Here is a 23,873-nt window from a genome sequence, read left to right as displayed (position 1 = left end):
TCGCGGAGCCTGCGGTGGGCCTGGCGGGCATCGGTGATGGCCCGCTTGAGGTATTCGCGGAGCTTGTCTTCGTTGGTCGTCATCCCGGTTCTCTCTCTAGGCCCTTCGGGCTGGGGGTCAGCCTTCGAGCCGGCCGTCGATGAGGTCGAACAGCTCGTCGTCGGTGGCCGCGTCGAGGTCGTCGCCGTCGCCGGCCGCGCCGTCGGCGGGCCCGTGCCAGGCGGCCAGCAGCGCCTGGAGCCGCTGGGTGACGGTGGTGCGGTCGCCGTCGTCGGCGGGGACGGCGGCCAGCGCCGCCTCCAGCTGGTCCAGGTCGGCCAGCAGGGAGTTGACGGCGGAGGCCTCCGGCTCGTCGGGCAGCAGCTGCTCGCGCAGGTGCGTGGCGAGGGTCTGCGGGGTGGGGTAGTCGAAGACGAGGGTGGCGGGCAGCCGTACCCCGGCGGCGGCCATGAGCCGGTTGCGCAGTTCGACGGCGGTCAGGGAGTCGAAGCCCAGTTCCTTGAAGGCGCGTTCGGGCTGGACGGCGTCCGCGGTGGCGTGGCCGAGGACGGTCGCGGCGTGGGTGCGGACGAGGTCGACGAGGACCGCGTCGCGGTCGGTGGAACCGAGCGCCGCGAGCCGTTCGGCCAGTGTGGCGGAGCCCTGCTGCGGTGTCGCCGCTCCCGCCCTCGCCCGGCCGCCGGGGGTGCGCACCAGGTTGCTGAGGAACGGCGGCACGGTTCCGGAGGGGCCGGCCAGGCGGCCGGTGTCCAGCCGGGCGGGGACCAGGACCGCGTCGGCGTGGCCGCGGCCCGCGTCGAACAGGGCCAGGCCGTCGGCGGTGGACAGCGGGGCCATCCCGCCGCGGGTGAGGCGGGCGAGGTCGGCCTCGTCGAGGGCGCTGGTCAGTTCGCTGCGCTCGGCCCAGAACCCCCACGCCAGTGACGTACCGGTCAGCCCGGCGGTGCGGCGGCGCTGCGCGAGCGCGTCCAGGAAGGCGTTGGCGGCCGCGTAGTTGCCCTGTCCGGGACCGCCGAAGGTGGCCGCGGACGAGGAGAACAGCACGAACGCGTCGAGATCCTGATCGCGTGTCAGCTCGTGCAGGTGGAGGGCGGCGTCGACCTTGGGCCGCATCACGCGGTCCACGCGCGCCGGGTCGAGGGCGGCGATCACGCCGTCGTCGACATCGCCGGCCGAGTGCACGATCGCGGTCAGCGGATGCGCGGGGTCGATGGAGGCGAGCAGCGCGGCCACCGCCTCGCGGTCGGTGACGTCGCACGCGGCGACCGTGGCCTCCGCGCCCAACCCGGCCAGTTCGGCGACGAGTTCGGCCGCCCCCGGAGCATCGGGGCCGCGGCGGCTGGTCAGCAGCAGCCGCCGTACCCCGTGCACGCCCGCCAGTTGACGGGCGACCAGGGCACCGAGGGTGCCGGTGCCGCCGGTGACCAGAACCGTGCCGTCGGGGTCCACATGGCGCGGCAGGGTGAGGACCATCTTGCCGATGTGCCGGGCCTGGCTGAGGTAGCGGAAGGCGTCCTTCGCGTGCCGTACGTCGAACGCCCGCAGCGGCAGCGGGGACAGCACCCCGCGCTCGAACAGGTCCAGCACCTCGTGCAGCATCTGCTGGATCCGTTCGGGCCCGGCCTCGACGAGGTCGTAGGCGCGGTAGGCGACCCCGGGGAAGGCGTCGGCGACCTCGGCGGCGTCACGGACGTCCGTCTTGCCCATCTCCACGAAGCGGCCGCCGCGCGGCAGCAGCCGCAGCGACGCGTCGACGAACTCCCGGGCCAGGGAGTTCAGTACGACGTCCACGCCCTCGCCGCCCGTCGCCTGCGCGAACTTCGCCTCGTAACCGGTGTCACGCGAGGACGCGAGGTGGGCGTCGTCGAAGCCGAGCGCGCGCAGCACCGGCCACTTGCCGACGCTCGCCGTGCCGTACACCTCGGCGCCCAGGTGGCGGGCGATCTGGGTGGCCGCCATGCCGACACCACCGGCCGCGGCATGGACGAGCACCTTCTCGCCGCGCCGCAGCCCGGCCAGGTCCACCAGGCCGTAGTAGGCGGTGAGGAACACCACCGGCACGGTCGCGGCCTGCGCGAACGTCCAACCCCGCGGCATCCGCACCACGGTGCGGAAGTCGGAGACGGCCTCGGTGCCGATGGCGCCGGGGAACAGGCCCATCACCTTGTCGCCGGGCGCGAGTCCGGTCACCTCGCTGCCGGTCTCCAGCACGACGCCCGCGCCCTCGCTGCCGACGATCGCGCCGCTGCCCGGGTACATGCCCAGCGCGATCAGCGCGTCGCGGAAGTTCAGGCCGGCGGCCCGCATGGAGATGCGCACCTCGTGCGGGGCCAGCTCGTCGGTGGCCGGTTCGACGCGCTCCACCAGGCCGAGCGTGTCGAGGGTGCCCTCGGCGGTGGACTCCAGCCGCCAGTGGGCGGCCCCGGCGGGCACGTCGAGGGCGGTGCCGGTGGTGGCGCGGGCGAGCCGGAAGGCGCGCGCCTGGCCGCCGCGCAGGGCCAGTTGCGGCTCCCCGGTGGCCAGCGCCCGGGGCAGGTCGGCCGGAGCGGCGGCGTCGACGTCGACGAGGGTGATGCGGTCGGGGTTCTCCGACTGCGCCGAGCGGACCAGTCCCCACACCGGGGCGCACACCGCGTCGGGCACCTCCTCCCCGTCGCGCACGGCGACCGCGCCACGGGTGACGATCACCAGCCGCACCGCGTCCAGCGCGGGGTCGGCCAGCCACCGCTGCAACAGCGCCAGCACCCGGCAGGTCACCTCACGGACCGCGCCCGGCACGTCCGGCAGCGTCCCCTCGGGCGTGTCGCCGTTTGGACCGGTGGGCGCGGTGACGGGCACCAGCACCGCCTCCGGCACACGGCCGGCTGCCACGCTCTCGCGCAGCGCGTCGAGATCGGTGTGCACCTCGAGCTCGGGAATCGCCTCGGTGAGGCCGAGCGTGTCGGTGCCCAGCACCGCCCATCCCTCGGCGTCGGCCGCGTCCTGGGGGAGGGGGACATCGCTCCAGTCGATGCGGAACAGCGCCTCCTGCGCGGCGCCGCGGCCCGCCTCCAGCAGCTGGGCCGAGGCCGGGCGCAGCACCAGCGACTCCACGCTCGCGACGGGCGCCCCGGTCGGGTCGGCGACCGCGACCCGCACCCCGCCCGCCCCGTCCGGGGCCAGCCGTACGCGCAGCGCGGTCGCGGCGGCCGCGTGCACGGTGACGCCGCTCCACGTGAACGGCAGCAGGTTCCTGCCCTCCCCGGCACCCGGCACCAGCGGCGCGATGCCCAGGGTGTGCAGGGCGGCGTCCAGCAGCGCGGGGTGCAGGGCGTAGGCGGCGGCCTGGGAGTGGTGTTCCTCGGGCAGGCGGACCTCGGCGAACACCTCGTCGCCGCGCCGCCAGGCGGCGTGCAGGCCGGTGAACGCGGGCCCGTAGTGGATGCCGCCGGCGGCGAAACGGTCGTACAGCCCGGAGACGTCGACGCTCTCGGCGTCCCGCGGCGGCCACAGCGTCAGTCCGTCGTCGGTGGCCGGGGCCGGGGCGGCGGTCAGGGTGCCGGTGGCGTGCCGGGTCCACGGGGTGTCGGGGGTGGCCTGCTCGGGCCGGGAGTGCACGGTGAAGCCGCGACTGCCGTCGGCGCTCTCACCGGTGAGGGCGACCTGAATGCTGACGGCGCTCTGGGCGGGCAGCACCAGCGGCATCTCCAGGGTGAGTTCCTCGATGCCGGTGCAGCCGGCCAAGTCACCGGCACGGGTGGCCAGTTCCACGAAGCCGGTACCCGGCAGCAGCGCCGTGCCGTCGATGGCGTGGTCCGCCAGCCAGGGCAGGCTCGCCACCGACAGCCGTCCGGTGGCGAGCAGACCCTCGCCGTCGGGCAGCGTCAGGACCGCGCCCAGCAGCGGGTGCCCGCCCGGCTGGAGACCGGCGGAGGTCACATCGCCGGCCCCGGCGCCCGCGCCGTCCAGCCAGAAGCGGCGGCGCTGGAACGCGTAGGTGGGCAACTCCACCGTCCGACCCGAGCGTTCGGGCAGCAGTGCCGTCCAGTCGAGTACGACACCACGGGTGTGGGCCTCGGCCAGGGAGCGCACGAAGCGGTCCCGGCCGCCCTGGTCGCGGCGGAGCGAGCCGAGCACGGCCACCTCCGCCGTCCCCGTCGCCTCGGCGTTCTCCTGCACCGAGTTGCCCAGCACCGGGTGCGGGCTGAGTTCGACGAACGTGCGGAATCCGTCGGCGAGCAGGGCCTCGACGGTGCCGCGGAAGTCGACGGTCTCGCGGACGTTGCGGTACCAGTACCCGGCATCCAGCTGGCTTCCGGGCAGTGCGCCGCCGGTCACGGTGGAGTAGAAGGCCACCCCGGCGTGACCGTCGCCGGCCGACACCGTGTCCAGCGCGGCGAGCAGGCGCTCGCGCAACTGGTCGACCTGGGGGGAGTGCCCGGCGGTGTCGACGCCGGGGATCTGCCGCGACCGGATCCCGGCCGCGTCGCAGTGGGCGAGGATCTCGGCGATGGCTTCCGGGTCGCCGGAAACGGTCACTGTGGAGGGTCCGTTGACGGCGGCGATGCCGAGTCGTCCGGGCCAGCCCTCGATGAGGGTGGCGGCCTGGTCGGCGGGCAGGGACAGGGAGGCCATGGCGCCGCGCCCGGACAGGGTGGCCCAGGCGCGGGAGCGTTCGACGATGATGCGGGCGCCGTCCTCGAGGCTCAGTGCTCCGGCCAGGACGGCGGCGCAGACCTCTCCCTGGGAGTGGCCGACGACGGCGTCGGGGGTGACGCCGTGTGTCTTCCACAGGGCGGCGAGGGAGAGCATGACGGTGAACAGCACGGGCTGCACGACGTCGATCCGCTCCAACGACGGCGCCCCGTCGCGCTGTTCGAGCACGTCCCGCACCGACCAGTCCAGGAGTGGATCGAGTACGGCGGTGATCTCGTCGACGGAGGCCGCGAAGACCGGGGACTCCTGGAGGAGCCGGGTGGCCATGGCGGGCCACTGCGAGCCCTGCCCGGGGAAGACGAACACCACACCGCCCTCGGCGGCGGGCCGGCCGCTCACCACGGCGAGGGACTCCTGCTCGTGCGCCAACGCGCGCAGTGCCTCGGTCAGTTCACCGCGGTCCTCGCCGACGACCACCGCGCGGTGCTCGAACGGGGTGCGGGTCGTGGCCAGCGCGAACGCGATGTCGGTGAGGGGGAGTCCGGGCCGCTCGGCCAGGAACGAGGCCAGCGCGTCGGCCTGGGCGCGCAGCCCGGCCTCGGACTTCGCCGAGAGCGCCAGCGGGACGACACCGGCCGGGGCGGCGGAGACGTCCGCGTTCGGTGCGTCGGTCGGCTCGGGGGCCGACGTCTCCTCCGCGGGGGCCTGTTCGAGGATCACGTGCGCGTTGGTGCCGGAGATCCCGAAGGACGACACCGCCGCGCGCGCGGCCCGGCCCGTCTCGGGCCACGGCCGGGCCTCGGTGAGCAGCTCCACCGCGCCCTCGGACCAGTCGACCTGCGTGGTCGGCGCGTCCACGTGCAGCGTCCTCGGCAGCACGCGGTGGCGCAGCGCCTGCACCATCTTGATCACGCCCGCGACACCCGCCGCGGACTGCGCGTGCCCGATGTTCGACTTCAACGACCCGAGCCACAGCGGGTGTTCGCGACTGGAGTCCTGCCCGTAGGTGGCGAGCAAGGCCTGTGCCTCGATCGGGTCGCCGAGCTTGGTGCCGGTGCCGTGCGCCTCGACGGTGTCGACGTCGGCGGTGCCCAGCCCGGCGGCGTCCAGCGCGGCCCGGATCACGCGCTGCTGGGAGGGCCCGTTGGGGGCGGTCAGCCCGTTGCTGGCGCCGTCCTGGTTGACCGCCGAGCCCCGCACGACCGCGAGCACGGTGTGGCCGTTGCGCCGGGCGTCGGAGAGCCGCTCCAGCAGCAGCAGGCCGACGCCCTCGGCGAACGCGGTGCCGTCCGCGCCGTCGGCGAACGCCTTGCACCGGTTGTCCGGGGACAGCGCCTGCTGCTTGCTGTACTCGGCGAACAGATCGGCCGTGGACATCACCGCGACCCCGCCGGCCAGCGCCATCTCGCACTCGCCCGACCGCAGGGCCTGCGCGGCGAGGTGCAGGGCGACCAGGGAGGAGGAGCAGGCCGTGTCGATGGTGACGGCCGGGCCCTCCAGGCCGAAGGTGTAGGAGATCCGGCCGGTCACCACGCTGCTGGCGCTGCCGGTGCCGACGTAGCCCTCGGCCTCCTCGGGCACCGAGTGCAGCCGCAGCAGATAGTCCTGGTACATCGAACCGACGAACACGCCGGTACGGCTGCCACGGACGGTCTCGGGATCGATGCCGGCCCGCTCGAACGCCTCCCACGCCGTCTCCAGCAGCAGGCGCTGCTGCGGGTCCATGGCGAGGGCCTCGCGCGGGCTGATCCCGAAGAACTCGGCGTCGAAGTCGGCGGCGTCGTACAGGAATCCGCCCTCGCGGGCGTAGCTCGTGCCCTGTCCGTCGGCGCCGAACAGGGCGCCCAGGTCCCAGCCGCGGTCCTCGGGGAACACCGACAGCGCGTCGCGCTCCTCGGCGACCAGCCGCCACAGCCCCTCCGGGTCGCGCACCCCACCGGGCAGGCGGCAGCTCATGGACACGATGACGACCGGGTCGTCCTCGGCCGGCCCGGACGGGCGGGCGACGGCGGCCGGGGCGGGCACGGCACATCCGCCGAGCAGCTGCTCGCCGAGGTGCCCCGCGAGCACGGCCGGGGTGGGGTAGTCGAAGACCAGGGTGGCGGGCAGCCGCAGCCCGGTGGCGGCGGCGAGCCGGTTGCGGAACTCCACCGCCGTCAGCGACTCGAAGCCCAGCTCCTTGAAGGACCGCTTGGCGCCGATCGGCGCGGGGTCCTCGTAGCCGAGCACGGTCGCGGCGTGCGCGCGCACCAGGTCGGTGAGGGTGGCGCGGCGCTCGGGCTCGGCGAGCGACGCGAGGCGCCGTACCAGCTCCGAACCGCCGTCCTGTGCGCCCGTACCGCCGGCCGCCGCGCGGCGCACCGGGGCCGGGCGGACCAGGCCGCGCAGCAGGGAGTGCACCTGCTCGGGCCGGGCCCGCAGCGAGGCGGGGTCGACCGGGCTCGGCACCAGCAGCGCCTCGTCCAGCGCGAGGCAGGCGTCGAACAGGGCCAGGCCCTGCGCGGCGGTGAGCGCACCCGCTCCCGAGCGGGCCATGCGTGCCACGTCCGCGGCATCCAAGTGCCCCGACATGTCGGAGCGTTGCTCCCAGAAGCCCCACGCGAGCGACTGGGCGGGCAGGCCGTGCGCGCGCCGGTGCGCGGCGAGGGCGTCGAGGAAGGCGTTGGCGGCGGCGTAGTTGCCCTGTCCGGGACCGCCGAAGGTGGAGGCCGAGGAGGAGAACAGCACGAACGCGGAGAGGCCGAGGTCGCGGGTCAGTTCGTGGAGGTGGACCGCCGCGTCGGCCTTCGGGCGCAGTACCCGCTCCATATGGCCGGGGGTGAGCGAGGTGATCACCCCGTCGTCCAGGGCGCCCGCGGTGTGCACCACCGCGGTCAGCGGGTGCGCGGGGTCGATCCCCGCCAGCAGCGCGGCGAGGGCCCCGCGGTCGGCGACGTCACAGGCGGCGAAGACCGCCTCGGCCCCCAGTTCCGCCAGTTCGGCGATCAGTTCGCTCGCGCCGGGCGCGTCCGCGCCGCGGCGGCTGGCCAGCACCAGGCGGCGTACGCCGTGCGTGGTCACCAGATGCCGGGCGAGCAGCCCGCCCAGTGTCCCGGCGCCGGTGACCAGCACCGTGCCGTCGGGGTCCAGCACCTGGTCGGGCGCCGTCTGCTGCGGTGGGGTCGGGCGGGCCAGCCGCGGGGCGAGCAACCGCTCACCCCGCGCGGCGAGTTGTGGCTCAGCGCTCGCGAGCGCCGCGGCCAGCAGTTCCGCGTTCGGCGGGCCGTCGCTCGCCGGGTCGAGGTCGAGCAGCACGAACCGGTCGGGGTTCTCCGACTGCGCCGAGCGGACCAGACCCCACACCGCGGCGAGCGCCAGATCGTCCACGTCCTCGCCGTCCACGGCGACGGCACCCCGCGTGAGCACCACCAGGCGGCTGTCGGCGTAGCGCTGCTCGGACAGCCACCGCTGGAGCACGCCCAGCGTGTCGACGGTGACCGTCCGGACGGCGTCGGCCAGCTCGACCGCGTCCTCGGCGGCAGCGGACCCGGGTGCGAACAGCACCACCTGCGGGGCCTGTTCGGTCACGTCGTCGAGCGAGGGCAACCCGGTGCCGAACCGGTCGGCACCCATCACGGCACCCGCTTCGGCACCCAGCACGTCACCCGCTTCGGCACCCATCACGGCACCTGCCTCGGCACCCATCACGGCAGCCGCTTCGGCGCCCGCTGCCGTTCCTTCCGCGAGGGGCGTCCAGGCGATCCGGAACAGAGCGTCGGCGGTCGGGTCGACGGCCGCCCGCAGCTGCTCGCGCGGCACGGGCCGCAGCACCAGGGACCCGACCGTGGCGACCGGGCTTCCGGCCGCGTCGGCCACCTCCAGGGCGACACCCTCGCCGGCCGGAGACAGCCGTACGCGCAGCGCGGGCGCGCCCGCCGCATGCAGGGTGACCCCGCTCCACAGGAACGGCACCAGGCCGTCCCCGGTGTCGGTCAGGGTGCCCAGGCCCACCGCGTGCAGGGCGGCGTCCAGCAGCGCCGGGTGCAGGGTGTGCCGCGCGGCCTCCGCGTGCTGTTCCTCGGGCAGGCGCACCTCGGCGAACACGTCCGTCCCGCGCCGCCAGGCGGCGCGCAGCCCCTGGAACACGGGCCCGTAGTGGATGCCGGTCGCCGCGATCCGCCCGTACAGCCCGCCGATGTCGACCGGTTCGGCGCCCTCGGGCGGCCACACCGTGAGGGTGCCGCTCGGCGCGGGCGCCGCGGCCTGCGGCAGCAGGGTGCCGGTGGCGTGCCGGGTCCAAGGGGCGTCGGAGTCGGCGTCGTCGCCGCGCGCGTACACCCCGAAGGCGCGCGCGCCCGAGCCGTCCGGACCGGCCACCGTCAGTTGCAGACGTACGGCGCCCCGCGCGGGCAGCACCAGCGGCTGTTCCAGGGCGAGTTCCTCGATGCCGGAGCACCCCGCCGCGTCACCGGCGCGGGTGGCCAGCTCCACGAAGGCCGTGCCGGGCAGCAGGACGGCCTCGTCGATGGCGTGGTCGGCCAGCCACGGGAAGGCCGCGAGCGACAGCCGCCCGGTCAGCACCAGCCCGTCGTTGTCGGCGAGCGCCACGACCGCGCCGAGCAGCGGGTGGCCGGCCGCGTCCAGGCCCGCCGCCGCGACGTCGGCGCCGCCCGCGTTCCCGCCCTCCAGCCAGAAGCGGCGCCGCTGGAACGCGTAGGTGGGAAGTTCCACGTCGGCGCCGGTGCGCCCAGGGAACACGGACGCCCAGTCGAGTACGACGCCACGGGTGTGGGCCTCGGCCAGGGACTGCACGAAGCGGTCCCGGCCGCCCTGGTCGCGGCGGAGCGAGCCGAGCACGGCCACCTCCGCCGAACCGGCCGCCTCCGCGGTCTCCTGGAGGGCACCCGCGAGCACCGGGTGCGGGCCGAGTTCGACGAACGTGCGGAATCCGTCGGCGAGCAGGGCCTCGACGGTGCCGCGGAAGTCGACGGTCTCGCGGACGTTGCGGTACCAGTATCCGGCGTCCAGTTCGCGTCCGGGCAGCGCCCCGCCCGTCACGGTCGAGTAGAAGGTGACCCCCTCACCGCCGTCGCGGGCGGCCACACCGTCGAGCACGGTCAGGAGACGTGCGCGCAGCTGGTCGACCTGGGGCGAGTGCCCGGCGGTGTCGACGCCGGGGATCTGCCGGCAGCGGATGCCGTCGGCCTCGGCGGTCGCGAGGATCTCGGCGATGGCTTCCGGGTCGCCGGAAACGGTCACTGTGGAGGGTCCGTTGACGGCGGCGATGCCGAGTCGTGCGGGCCAGCCGTCGATGAGGGTGGCGGCCTGGTCGGCGGGCAGGGACAGCGAGGCCATGGCGCCGCGTCCGGAGAGGGTGGCCCAGGCGCGGGAGCGTTCGACGATGATCCGGGCGCCGTCCTCCAGGCTCAGTGCTCCGGCCAGGACGGCGGCGCAGACCTCTCCCTGGGAGTGACCGACGACCGCGTCGGGGGTGACGCCGTGTGCCTTCCACAGGGCGGCGAGGGAGAGCATGACGGTGAACAGCACGGGCTGCACGACATCGATCCGCTCCAACGACGGCGCCCCGTCGCGCTGTTCGAGCACATCCCGCACCGACCAGTCCAGGAGTGGATCGAGCACGGCGGTGATCTCGTCGACGGAGGCCGCGAAGACCGGGGACTCCTGGAGGAGCCGGGTGGCCATGGCGGGCCACTGCGAGCCCTGCCCGGGGAACACGAACACCACACCGCCGGCCGGGGCCGTCGTCGCCCGCACCACCTCCGGCCGCGGCTCGTCGCGCGCCAGCGACCGCAGCCCCTGCACCAGCTCCTCCCGGCGGGTGCCGAGGACCGCGGCGCGGTGGGCGAAGTGGGTGCGGGCCGTGGCCAGCGCGAACCCGGCGTCGGCGAGCGGCAGTTCGGGCCGCTCGGCCAGGAACGAGGCCAGCGCGTCGGCCTGGGCGTGCAGCGCGGCCTCGGACTTCGCCGACACCACCAGCGGTACGACGGTCTCCGCACCCTCCGAACGCTCCGAACCCTCCGAATGCTCGGGCGACTCCGGCTGCCGCGGCTCCCCCTCCGGCAGAGGCGCCTCCTCGACGATCACGTGGGCGTTGGTGCCGGAGATCCCGAAGGACGACACGCCCGCTCGGCGCACACGCTCGCCGCGCGGCCACTCCACCGCGCCGGTCGCCAGCCGGACCGACCCCGACGACCAGTCCACGTACGGCGAGGGCTGCTCGGCGTGCAGGGTGGGCGGCAACTGCCCGTGGGCCATGCCCAGCACCATCTTCATCACGCTGGCGACGCCCGCGGCGGCCTGCGTGTGCCCGATGTTGGACTTCACCGACCCCAGCCACAGCGGGTGTTCGGCGTCGTGCTCCTTGCCGTAGGTGGCGAGCAGGGCCTGCGCCTCGATCGGGTCGCCGAGCTTGGTGCCGGTGCCGTGCGCGTCGACGGCGTCGACATCGGCCGCGCTGAGCCGGGAGTTGGCGAGCGCGGCCCGGATCACCCGCTGCTGGGAGGGCCCGTTGGGGGCGGTCAGACCGCTGCTCGCGCCGTCCTGGTTGACCGCGGAACCCCGGATCACGGCGAGCACGGTGTGCCCGTTGCGGCGGGCGTCGGAGAGCTTCTCCAGCAGCAGGACGCCCACGCCCTCGGCCCACCCGGCGCCGTCCGCGCCGTCGGCGAACGCCTTGCACCGGCCGTCCGGCGACAGCGCGCCCTGCCGGGAGAGCTCCACGAACGGCGCCGTGTTCGGCAGCAGTGTCACACCGCCGGCCAGCGCAAGCTCGCACTCGCCGTTGCGCAGCGACTGCGCGGCCAGGTGGATCGCCACGAGCGACGAGGAGCAGGCCGTGTCGATCGTGACGGCCGGACCCTCCAGGCCGAAGGTGTACGAGATCCGGCCCGAGGCGATGCTCGCCGCGCTGCCGGTGCCCAGATGCCCCTCCAGGCCCTCGGGCGGGTTGTCCCCGGCGAGGGAGGCGTACTCCTGGGTGTTGCTGCCGATGAACACCCCGGCCTTCAGCGGGCGTCGGCCCGGCACGATCCCGGCCCGCTCGAACACCTCCCAGGAGGTCTCCAGCAGCAGCCGCTGCTGCGGGTCCATCGCGAGCGCCTCGCGCGGGCTGATGCCGAAGAACTCGGCGTCGAAGTCGCCCGCGTCGTGCAGGAACCCGCCCTGCCGCACATAGCTGGTGCCGGTGTGGTCGGGGTCGGGGTGGTAGAGGGCCTCGACGTCCCAGCCGCGGTCGGCGGGCATGTCCCCGATGGCGTCACGGCCCTCGGCCAGCAGCCGCCAGAAATCTTCCGGAGTGCTCGCCCCGCCGGGGAAGCGGCAGCCCATGGAGACGATCGCGATCGGCTCGTGTGCGGCGGAGGCCAGCTGCTGGTTGTGCTGCCGCAGCCGGCCGATCTCCTTCAAGGAGTCCCGCAGAGCCTCAACGACGGCCTCAGGAGAGGTGTTCGGCTTGTTCGTCATTAGCTTTACAGCTCCCGCGATGAAGAGGATTTCCAAGGCGCTTGCGTGTCGGGCGGTGACGCGTGGTGCAGGTCGGGGCGCAGACGGTGCGCCTTGTCGAGACCGGCGCCGACGCGCGGGGCGCGTCGGCGGCCGGCTTCTACTTCTCGTTCAGTGCGCTTGTCTTTGACTCGGCTGTGACTCAAAGGCTTTTGCGGGTGAGGCGGATGAGTTCCGCCACGTCCAGGGCGTCCAGGTCGGCGTCGAGCAGCACCCCGTCCGCCTCCGCCACCACGGCGTCGGCGAGTCCGTCGGCGGTCTCCTCCTCGGTGGCGGGGAACAGCTCGGTGAGCAGGTGCTCCACCAGTGCCGAGGACGTCGGGTGGTCGTAGATGACGGTGTGCGGCAGCCGCAGGCCGGTCTCGGCGCCCAGCCGGTTGCGCAGGCGCACCGCGAGCAGGGAGTCGAAGCCGAGCTCGACGAAGCCGCGTTCGGGGTCGACCGCGTCCGCCGAGGCGAAGCCGAGGACCTCGGCCGTGACCCCCCGCACCAGGCCGCCCACGACCCGGCGCCGCTCCGGCCCGGCGGCCGCCGCGAGCCGCGCCACGAGGGCGTCCGCCGGCTCCTGCCGGCCGGTGTCGGCGCCGGCGGTGTCCGCCGTGACCGCCCGGACCTCGGGCAGCGCGGTGAACAGCGGGTTGGGCCGGTCGGCGCCCGACTCCCTCACGAAGCGGTCCCATTGGATGTCCGCGACGACCACACCGCCGCTCCGCCCGGCGGTGGCCCGCGCGAGCTGTGCGACCGCGTCCTGCGGGTCCATGGGCCTGACGCCGCTCAGTTCCAGGCGCCGGGCCGCCGCTCCGCCCGCCGCCATGCCGCCCTCGGCCCAGGCGCCCCACGCGAGGGAGGTGGCGGGCAGTCCGAGGGAGCGGCGGTGTTCGGCGAGGCCGTCGAGATAGGCGTTGGCGGCCGCGTAGTTGCCCTGCCCCGCCGCACCGAACGCCCCCGCCACGGACGAGAACAGTACGAACGCGTCGAGTTGCCGGTCGCGGGTGAGTTCGTGCAGGTGGTGGGCGGATTCGGCCTTGGCGGCGAGGACGGTGTGCAGGCGGGCGGGGTCGAGGGCGTCGAGGACGCCGTCGTCGAGTACGCCCGCGGTGTGCACGACCGCGTCCACCGGATGGTCGGCGAGGAGGGCGGCGAGGGCGTCTCGGTCGGCGGCGTCGCACGCGGCGACCGTCACCCTGACACCCAGGGCGTCGAGTTCGGCGGCGAGTTGGTCGGCGCCTGGGGCGTCGGGGCCGCGGCGGCTGGTGAGCAGCAGGTGTTCGGCGCCGTTGTGGGCCAGCCAGCGGGCGACGTGGGCGCCGAGGGCGCCGGTGCCGCCGGTGACCAGAACGGTGCCGCGCGGCTGCCATGCGGCGTTCTCCACGCCGGTGTCGCGCACGAGCCGCCGGTTGTGAACTCCGTTGGCCCGTACGGCGATCTGGTTCTCGCCCTGCGCGTCGGCCAGCACCGAGGCCAGGTGCCGCCAGGTGCGCGGGTCCGGCTCGGACGGGAGGTCGATCAGCCCGCCCCACCGGTCCGGCGCCTCGGCGCCCAGCGTCTGTCCCAGGCCCCACACCTGTGTCTGCACCGGGTGCGTCACCGTGTCGGTGCCGCCCGTGGCGACGGCGCCGGTGGTGACCACCCACAGCGGCACCTGCCATCCGCTGTCGCCCAGCGCCTGGGCGAGGGTGAGCGTCGCCGCCAGCCCCGACGGCACCGCGGCGAAGCCGGGCAACGGCTGCTCGTCCAGCGCGAGCAGCGACAGCACCCCTGCGAACTCGCCCCCGTCCGCCGCCACTTCGTTCAACGCGTCGGCCACGGCACGTCGGCCGGCCCCGGCCGGCAGACCCAGCACCACCGGCACGAGGCCACGGCCGTCCAGCAGCTCCGTCCGGGTGTACGGCGACGCGCTCGCCGACTCCTCCGGCAGCACCACCAGCCAGCGCCGCGCGGCCCCGACCGGGGGCCGGCTCGTGGCCAGCCGCTGCCAGGTCACCCGGTAGCGCCAGTCGTCGGTGGCGTCCTCGCGTCGCGCCGCTCGGCGGTAGGCCGCCAGCAGCGGCAGCAGCTCGCGCAGCCGCTCGTCGGCCTCGGTGCCCAGGAGCGTCGCGAGCGACTCCACGTCCCGGCCTTCGACGGCCTCCCAGAGCCGTGCGTCGGCCGTGTCACCCGCGGGGGTCTCGGCGGTGGTGGACTCCAGCCAGTAGTGGGTGTGCTGGAAGGGATAGGTGGGCAGGTCGACGATCCGCGCGGACGCGCCGTCGAGCAGCGCCGCCCAGTCGACACGCGCGCCATGGACGTGCAGGTGGGCGAGGGCCTCGACCAACCCCGTGGGCCCGCCCGAGACACGGGTCTGCGCCGCGGCCGCGACCGGCTCGTCCCCGTCGAGGGCCTTCTCCACCAGCGCGGTGAGGGTGGCGTCCGGGCCGAGTTCGAGGAATCGGCGGATGCCGAGTCCCGCGAGGGTGTTGATGCCGTCGTGGAAGCGGACGGCTTCGCGGACGTGGCGTACCCAGTAGGCGGGGGAGGTCAGTTCGGCGGGGTCGGCCACTTCACCGGTCAGGTTCGACACGACGGTGAGGTGGGGCTCGGTGAACTCCACTGTTTCGAGGACCCTTTGGAAGTCGTCGAGCATGGGGTCCATGAGGGGCGAGTGGAAGGCATGGCTGACGGTCAGCCGCTTCGTCTTGCGGCCCTGCGCGGCCAGCAGGGCCGTGACCTCCTCCACTGCTGCCTCCGCACCGGAGACGACCACCGAGTCGGCCGCGTTGACGGCGGCGATGGACACGCCGTCGTCGAGCAGCGGTCGTACGTCGTCTTCGGTGGCTTCTACGGCGATCATGGCGCCGCCGGCGGGCAGGGCCTGCATGAGCCGTCCGCGGGCGGCGACCACGCGGGCCGCGTCCTCCAGTGACCAGACACCTGCGAGGTACGCGGCGGTGACCTCGCCGATCGAGTGCCCGGCGAGCGCGTCAGCCGTCACGCCGAGGCTGGCGACCAGCCGGTACAGCGCGCTCTCGTGCGCGAACAGCGCGGCCTGGGTGTACTGCGTCTGGTCGAGCAGGGCGGCGAGTTCACTGCCCGCCTCGGCGAACAAGATGTCCTTCAGCGGGTGTTCGGAGCCCAGCTCCGCGTCCAAGGCCGCGCAGGCGGCGTCCAGGGCGTCGGCGAAGACGGGGTAGGCGTCGTACAACTCCCGTCCCATGCCGGGCCGCTGGGCGCCCTGCCCGGTGAACAGGAACGCGGTCCGGCCGGGCTTGGCGGTGCCGGTGAGCGTCCCCGGCCTGCCCTCCGCGATCGCGCCGAGCCCCGCGAGGAGTCGCTCGTGGTCGGTGCCGGTGACCACGGCGCGCTCCTCGAAGGCGGAGCGTGCCGCGGCCAGGGAGAGCGCGATGTCGGCCGGTGCGAGGTCGCTGCCGGTGACGTGGGCGGCGAGCCGGGCGGCCTGCGCGCGCAGCGCCTCGGGGCTGCGCGCGGAGAACGACCAGGCGAGGACGGGCGCGGCCGATTCCGCCCCGGGCGCGGACCTGTCGACGGCCGGCGTCGGCTTCTCGACGGCCGGTGTCGACGTCTCGTCGGTGGGGGCCTGTTCGAGGATGACGTGGGCGTTGGTGCCGGAGATGCCGAACGCGGAGACCGCCGCCCGGCGCGGCCGCTCGGCCTCGGGCCACGGGCGCGTGTCGGTGAGGAGTTCCACGGCGCCGGCCGTCCAGTCGACGTGCGGGGTGGGCTCGTCGACGTGGAGGGTCTTGGGCAGCAGCCCGTGCCCCAGCGCCTGCACCATCTTGATCACACCGGCGACGCCGGCCGCGGCCTGCGTGTGCCCGATGTTGGACTTGATCGAGCCCAGCCACAGTGGGTGTTCGGCGTCGTGCTCCTTGCCGTAGGTGGCGAGCAGGGCCTGCGCCTCGATGGGGTCGCCGAGCTTGGTGCCGGTGCCGTGCGCCTCGACGGCGTCCACGTCGCCCGCCCCGAGTCCCGCACTGGCGAGCGCGGCCCGGATCACCCGCTGCTGGGACGGCCCGTTGGGCGCGGTCAGACCGTTGCTCGCGCCGTCCTGGTTGACGGCGGAACCGCGCACGACCGCGAGCACGCTGTGCCCGTTGCGGCGGGCGTCGGACAGCCGCTCCAGCAGCAGCACGCCCACACCCTCGCCCCAGCCGGTGCCGTCGGCGGCGGCCGCGAACGCCTTCACGCGCCCGTCGGGGGCGAGCCCGCGCTGGCGGCTGAACTCCACGAACGCGTTGGGGCTGGACATGATGGTGACACCCGCCGCCAGCGCCATCGAGCATTCCCCGCCGCGCAGCGCCTGCGCGGCGAGGTGCAGGGCGACCAGCGAGGACGAGCAGGCGGTGTCGACCGTGAAGGCCGGACCCTCCAGCCCGAAGACATAGCTGATCCGCCCGGACACCACGCTCGCGGAGTTGCCCAGGCCCAGGTGGCCCTCCAACTCCTCCGGCACCTCGCGCAGATCCTTGGTGTAGTCGAGGTTGCTGGTGCCCGCGAAGACACCGACCCGGGCGCCGCGCAGGCCGTGCGGATCGATCCCGGCCCGCTCGAACACCTCCCACGACGTCTCCAGCAGCAGCCGTTGCTGCGGGTCCATCGCGAGGGCCTCGCGCGGGCTGATCCCGAAGAAGGAAGCGTCGAACCCGCCCGCGTCGTAGACGAATCCGCCCTCACGCACATAGGTGCGCCCCGACGCGTCCGGGTCCGGGTCGTACAGGCCGTCCGTGTCCCAGCCGCGGTCGGTGGGCAGCGCGCCCACCGCGTCGACGCCGTCGGCGACCAGCCTCCACAGGTCTTCCGGCGCGTCGACGCCGCCAGGGTAGCGGCAGCTCATCGCGACGATCGCGATCGGGTCGTCCTCCGCGGCCACCCCCGCCGGGCCCTGGAGGGAGTCCTCCTGCGGGTCGTCGGCGCCGGCCAGTTCGGCGCGCAGGTGCGCGGCGAGCACGGCCGGGCTGGGGTAGTCGAAGATCGCGGTGGCGGGGAGCCGCAGACCGGTGGCTGCGGTCAGCCGGTTGCGCAGCTCGACCGCGGTGAGCGAGTCCAGACCGAGGGTCTTGAACTCCCGCTCGGCGTCCACCGCTTCGCCCGAGGCGTGGCCCAGGACCCCGGCGACCTCGGCGCGCACCAGCTCCAGCGCCAGCCGCTCCCGCTCGACTCCGGCGGCGGCCTTGAGACGTCGTACGAAGCCGTCGGGAGAGTCGGCGGCGGGCAGGGCCCGCTCCGGCGTCTCGGGGCGCGGGGCGACGAGTTCGTCGTAGAACCGGTCGGGCCGTACGAGGCCGGCGGTGAAGGTCTCCCAGTCGATGGCCGCCACGGACCGGCAGCCCGGCACGGTCCGTGCGATCGCCTCGACCGCCCGGCCGGGCGCCATCGCGGCCAGCCCGATCCGGCGCATCCGCTCGTCCAGCTCCGGTCCGGCCGCCATGCCGCCCTCGGCCCAGGCGCCCCACGCGAGGGAGGTGGCGGGCAGTCCGAGGGAGCGGCGGTGTTCGGCGAGGCCGTCGAGATAAGCGTTGGCGGCCGCGTAGTTGGCCTGGCCGGGGGAGCCGGTGAGGCTCGCGAACGACGAGAACAGGACGAACGCGTCGAGTTGCCGGTCGCGGGTGAGTTCGTGCAGGTGGTGGGCGGATTCGGCCTTGGCGGCGAGGACGGTGTGCAGGCGGGCGGGGTCGAGGGCGTCGAGGACGCCGTCGTCGAGGACGCCCGCGGTGTGCACGACCGCGTCGACCGCGTGCGTCTCCAACAGCGCGGCGAGGGCGTCTCGGTCGGCGGCGTCGCACGCGGCGACCGTCACCCTGACGCCCAGGGCGTCGAGTTCGGCGGTGAGTTGGTCGGCGCCGGGGGCGTCGGGGCCGCGGCGGCTGGTGAGCAGCAGGTGTTCGGCGCCGTTGCGGGCCAGCCAGCGGGCGACGTGGGCGCCGAGGGCGCCGGTGCCGCCGGTGACCAGAACGGTGCCGCGAGGCTGCCACGTGGAGTTCTCCACGCCGGTGTCGCGCACGAGCCGCCGGTTGTGAACTCCGTTGGCCCGTACGGCGATCTGGTTCTCCCCCTGCGCGTCGGCCAGCACCGAGGCCAGGTGCCGCCAGGTGCGCGGGTCCGGCTCGGACGGGAGGTCGATCAGGCCGCCGAAGCGGTCGGGGTGCTCCAGGGCGACGACCCGGCCCAGACCCCACCACGACGTCTGCACCGGCCGGGTGACCGCCTCGGCGGCGCCGATGGCGACCGCGCCGGTGGTGGCCAGCCACAGCGGCGCGGTGAGCCCGCTGTCGCCGAGCGCCTGGGTGAGGGCGAGGGTGGCGGCCAGCCCGGCGGGCACGGCCGCGAAGCCGGCCAGCGGCCCCTCGTCCAGGGCGAGCAGCGACAGCACCCCGGCCAACTCCTCACCTCCGGCGCTCGCTTCGCGCAGGGCCGCCGCCACGGAGTGCCGGTCGGCCCCGGAGGGCAGCAGCACGACGGACGCGTCCAAGGCTTGGGCGGCACCGGTCACCAACGGGTGCCCGGCGTCCTGCACGGCCGCCACCAGCAGCCAGCGCCCGCCCGGCGCCCGTACCGTCGTCGGGTCCGACCGCCGCGGCCGCCACACCACTCGGTAGCGCCAGCCGTCGGCCGCGGACTGCTCCAGCAGTTCCCTTCGCCAGCCGGACAGTGCGGGCAGCACCTCGCTGAAGGGCGCCTCCGGGTCGACGGCGAGCGACTCGGCGAGAGCGGTGAGATCCTCGCGCTCGACGGTCTCCCAGAACCGGGCGTCGACCGAGTCGGCGGCGGAGGAGGGGAGTTCGGGTGCGGAGGGCGCGAGCCAGTAGTGGGCGTGCTGGAAGGGGTAGGTCGGCAGGTCCACCAGGCTCGCCCCGCTGCCCTCCACCAGGGTGGCCCACTCGACGTGGGCCCCGTGGACGTACAGCTGGGCCAGCGCGGTGAGCAGGGTGGTGGCCTGGTCGCGGTCGCGGCGCTGGGCGGCGGCGGTGACCGGCTCGGTGTCCTCCAGCGTCTTGTTCACCAGTGCGGTGAGGGTGGCGTCCGGCCCGAGTTCGAGGAACCGGGTGACTCCCTCACCTGCGAGAGCGCGCACGCCGTCGTGGAAGCGGACGGCTTCGCGGACGTGGCGTACCCAGTAGGCGGGGGAGGTCAGCTCGGCGGGGTCGCCCACTTCGCCGGTCAGGTTGGAGACGAGGGTCAGCTGTGGCGCGCTGAACTCGACGGATTCCAGGACGGCTTGGAAGTCGTCGAGCATGGGGTCCATCAGGGGTGAGTGGAAGGCGTGGCTGACGGTGAGCCGTTTGGTCCGGCCCGTGAGCTGCGCGGCGACGGTCTCGACTGCTTCGGCTTCGCCGGAGATGACGATGGAGTGGGAGCCGTTGACGGCGGCGATGGACACGCCGTCGCCGAGCAGTGGTCGTACGTCGTCCTCGGTGGCTTCTACGGCGATCATGGCGCCGCCGGCGGGGAGGGCCTGCATGAGCCGTCCGCGGGCGGCGACCACGCGGGCCGCGTCCTCCAGTGACCAGACACCTGCGAGGTACGCGGCGGTGACCTCGCCGATCGAGTGCCCGGCGAGCGCGTCAGCCGTCACGCCGAGGCTGCTGACCAGCCGGTACAGCGCGCTCTCGTGCGCGAACAGCGCGGCTTGCGTGTACTGCGTCTGGTGAAGGAGCCCGGCCAGTTCACTGCCCGGGTCCGCGAACAGGATGTCCTTCAAGGGGTGTTCGCAGCGCAGTTCCGTGTCCAGTGCGGTGCAGGCGTCGTCCAGGGCGTCGGCGAAGACGGGGAAGGCGTCGTACAACTCCCGTCCCATGCCTGGCCGCTGGGCGCCCTGCCCGGTGAACAGTAAGGCGGTCCGACCCGGCTTCGGGGTTCCGGTGACGTTGCCCGTGCGGCCCTCGGCGAGGGACGCGAGTCCGGTGAGGAGATGCTCGCGGTCGGTGCCGACGACGACGGCGCGGCGGTCGAAGTCGGAGCGGGCCGTGAGCAGGGACAGGGACACGTCCGCCGGGAGCAGGTCGTGGGCGGTGACGTGGGCGGCGAGGCGGGCGGCCTGCTCGCGCAGCGCCTGCGGCTCCTTGGCGGAGAGCACCCATGCCGTGGCGGGCAGGTCCCGCGCCGGAGTGTCCGCGTCCTCGCGCGCGGGCTCGGTGGCGGGGGCCTGTTCGAGGATGACGTGCGCGTTGGTGCCGGAGATGCCGAAGGAGGACACTCCGGCCCGGCGCGGGCGGTCCGCCTGGGGCCATTCCCGGGCCTGGGCGAGCAGGGTGACGGCGCCGGTCTCCCAGTCGACGTGCGGGGTGGGCTCGTCGGCGTGGAGGGTCTTGGGCAGCAGCCCGTGGCGCATCGCCAGGACCATCTTGATGACGCCCGCGACGCCGGCGGCGGCCTGCGTGTGGCCGATGTTGGACTTGATCGACCCGAGCCACAGCGGGTGTTCGGCGTCGCGGTCCCGCCCGTAGGTGGCGAGCAGGGCTTGTGCCTCGATGGGGTCGCCGAGCTTGGTGCCGGTGCCGTGCGCCTCGACCGCGTCGACGTCGGCGGGGGTGAGACCGCCGTTGCCGAGGGCGGCGCGGATGACGCGTTCCTGGGAGGGTCCGTTGGGGGCGGTGAGTCCGTTGCTGGCGCCGTCCTGGTTGATCGCGGAGCCGCGGACCAGGGCGTGCACGGTGTGTCCGTGGCGGCGGGCGTCGGAGAGGCGTTCCAGCAGCAGTACGCCCACGCCCTCCGCGAAGCCGAAGCCGTCCGCGTCGGCGGAGAAGGCCTTGCAGCGGCCGTCGGGGGCGAGCCCGCGCTGCCGGCTGAAGGAGACCAGGCCCTCGGAGGTGGCGATGACCGCGACCGCCCCGGCGAGGGCGAGGTCGCACTCGCCGGAGCGCAGCGCTTGCGCGGCGAGGTGCAGGGCGACCAGGGAGGAGGAGCAGGCGGTGTCGACGGTGACGGCCGGGCCCTCCAGGCCGAGGGCGTAGGAGATGCGGCCGGACACGACGCTGGCCGCGCCCGCGGTGACCCGGTAGCCCTCCAGCTCCTGGGGGGCGCCGGGCAGCAGGGTGGCGTAGTCCTGGCCGTGGGTACCGGCGAACACGCCCACACGGCCGCCGCGCACCGACTCGGGGTCGATGCCGGCCCGCTCCAGGGCCTCCCAGGAGGTCTCCAGGAGCAGCCGTTGCTGCGGGTCCATGGCGAGGGCCTCGCGCGGGCTGATGCCGAAGAACTCGGCGTCGAAGCCGCCGGCGTCGTAGAGGAAGCCGCCCTCGCGGACGTAGGTGCGGCCGGGCGCGTCGGGGTCGGGGTCGTAGAGGTGGTCGACGTCCCAGCCGCGGTCGGCGGGGAAGGCGCCGATGGCGTCGGTGCCGGTCGCCAGGAGCTGCCACAGGTCCTCGGGGGAGCGCACTCCGCCGGGCAGGCGGCAGCTCATCGACACGATCGCGATCGGGTCGTCCGTGGTGGTGTCGTGGCCGGTGGCCGGCGTCCGGGCGCCCACCGCCGCGGTGGTGGTGGTGTCGTCTCCGACGAGTTCGGTGTGCAGGTGGGCGGCGAGTGCGGTCGGGGTGGGGTAGTTGAAGATGAGGGTGGCGGGCAGTCGCAGACCGGTGGCGGTCGTCAGCCGGTTGCGCAGTTCGACCGCGGTCAGGGAGTCGAAGCCGAGTTCCTTGAAGGTGCGTTGGGCGGCGAGCGAGCTGCCCGAGCCGTGTCCGAGGACGGTGGCGGCGTGGCCGCGCACCAGGTCGAGGAGTGCCTCGTGGCGTTCCTTGGCGTCCAGCCCGGCGAGCCGGTCGGTGAGCGGCGAACCGCCGCCCGACCGCGCCTCGGCGGCGGCCGCGGCGGAGCGGCGGCGCGGCACCCGGACCAACGACCGCAGCAGCGGCGGCAGTTCGCCCGAGGCGGCCTGGGCACGCAGCGCGGCCGTCTCCAGCCGCATCGGGACCAGCGCCGCCGCACCGTCCTCCGCGCCGGCGGCGGTGACGGCGGCGTCGAAGAGGGCCAGGCCCTGGGCTGCGGTCATGGCGGCGGCGCCGGCGCGGGCGAGGCGCTTGAGGTCGCCTTCGTCGAGCCGCCCGGCCATGCCGCCGCTCTCCGCCCACACGCCCCAGGCGAGCGACACGGCGGGCAGGCCCGCGGCGCGCCGTTGGTGGGCGAGGGCGTCGAGGAAGGCGTTGGCGGCGGCGTAGTTGGCCTGCCCCGGGGAGCCGAAGACCGTGGCGGCGGAGGAGAACAGGACGAACGCGTCCAGGTCGTGTTCGGCCGTCAGTTCGTGCAGGTTCAGGGCGCCGTCGAGCTTGGGGCGGAGGACGTCGTCGAGATGGTCGGGGGTGAGCGAGGGGACGACACCGTCGGCGACGGTTCCGGCGGTGTGCACCACCGCCGTCAGCGGGTGGGCCGGGTCGATCCCGGCCAGCAGGTCCGCGAGGGCCGCGCGGTCGGCCACGTCACAGGCGGCGATCGTCGCCCGTGCGCCCAGCTCGCCCAGTTCCGCGGCGAGTTCGGCGGCGCCGGGGGCGTCGGGGCCGCGGCGGCTGGTCAGCAGCAGGTGCCGTACGCCGTGCACGGTGGCGAGATGGCGGGCGACCAGCGCGCCGAGGCCGCCGGTGCCGCCGGTGACCAGGACCGTGCCGTCCGCGCTCCAGGAGGCGGGTTCGGCGCCGGTTTCCGTCGGGGGCAGCGCGGTGAGGCGGGCCGCACGGATCTCGCCGTCGTACAGGGCGAGTTGTGGCTCCTCGGTGGCGACGGCCCGGCGCAGCGCGCCGGTGACGGTGGGCCATGCGGCGGCGGGATCGACGTCGACGAGGACGAACCGGCCGGGGTTCTCCGACTCCGCCGAGCGGACCAGCCCCCACACCGCGGCGGCGGCCGGATCGGGGACCCGGCCGTCCAGCGGCAGCGCGCCGCGGGTGACGAGCACCAGCCGGGCGTCCGCATGGCGGTCGTCGGCCAGCCACTGCTGGACCAGCGCCAGAGCGTGGCCGGTGGCGTCGCGGACGGCCGCCCGGGGATCGCCGGACGCGCTCGGTGCCAGGGCGGCGACCAGGCCGGGCCGGGCGTCCGTGGCCGGGTGCGCCAGATCGGGCCAGGCGGGGCCCGCGCCGAGCGCGTCGGCCAGGCCCTCGTCGCCGAGGACCGCCCACGCCTCGCCGTCGCCGCCGTCGTCGGGGGCGGCTTCGACCGGGGTCCACTCGACGTGCAACAGGGGGTCTCGGCGGCTCGCGGAGATCTGGTCGCGGGCCACGGGCCGGGTCACCAGGGACTCGGCGTCGAGCACGGGCGTGCCGGCGCTGTCCGCGGCCTGCAACGTGATCGCGTCCGGCCCCGCCGCGGCCAGCCGCACCCGCAGGGCGGCCGCGCCCGAGGCGTGCAGGGTGACGCCGCTCCACGAGAACGCCAGCCGCCCCTCGCTCAGGTCGCGGTCGACGGCGCCCAGGTCCATGGCGTGCAGCGCCGCGTCCAGCAGGGCCGGGTGCAGGCCGAAGTCGCGTGCCTGAGGAATGAGTTCCTCGTCCAGGGCGACTTCCGCGAACACCTCGGCGCCACGCCGCCAGGCGCGGCGCAGGCCCTGGAAGGCGGGGCCGTAGCCGAGACCGCCCACCGCGAGACGGTCGTAGAAGCCGTCGACGTCGACCGGTTCGGCGCCCGGCGGCGGCCAGGCGGTGAAGTCGTACGGCGCGGCGGTGCGGGCGGTGGCCAGAGTGCCGCTGACGTGGCGGACGAAGGGGGCCTCGGTGTCGTCCTCGGGCCGGGAGTGCACGGTCAGCGGCCGTCGG

General features: G+C 74.9%; 2 protein-coding genes and 1 pseudogene. All 3 read right to left on the bottom strand.

The window, feature by feature from the left end; genetic code table 11:
- Positions 1-32 precede the first annotated feature (32 nt).
- Positions 33-83: pseudogene (locus tag WN71_RS43425) on the bottom strand (polyketide synthase docking domain-containing protein); the annotation flags it as partial.
- 34 nt (positions 84-117) lie between these two features.
- Positions 118-12,039 carry an SDR family NAD(P)-dependent oxidoreductase gene (locus WN71_RS09195; protein WP_420856477.1) on the bottom strand — a complete coding sequence of 3,974 codons (11,922 nt, stop codon included), beginning with the start codon at positions 12,037-12,039 and terminating at the stop codon, positions 118-120.
- 238 nt (positions 12,040-12,277) lie between these two features.
- Positions 12,278-23,857: a type I polyketide synthase gene (locus WN71_RS42630; protein ID WP_476756012.1), complete on the bottom strand. Its 11,580-nt coding sequence runs from the start codon at positions 23,855-23,857 to the stop codon at positions 12,278-12,280.
- Positions 23,858-23,873 lie beyond the last annotated feature (16 nt).

Source organism: Streptomyces mangrovisoli, from assembly GCF_000974985.2.
GTDB classification, from domain to species: Bacteria; Actinomycetota; Actinomycetes; order Streptomycetales; family Streptomycetaceae; genus Streptomyces; species Streptomyces mangrovisoli.
This window is presented reverse-complemented; position numbering and strand designations above follow the sequence as displayed.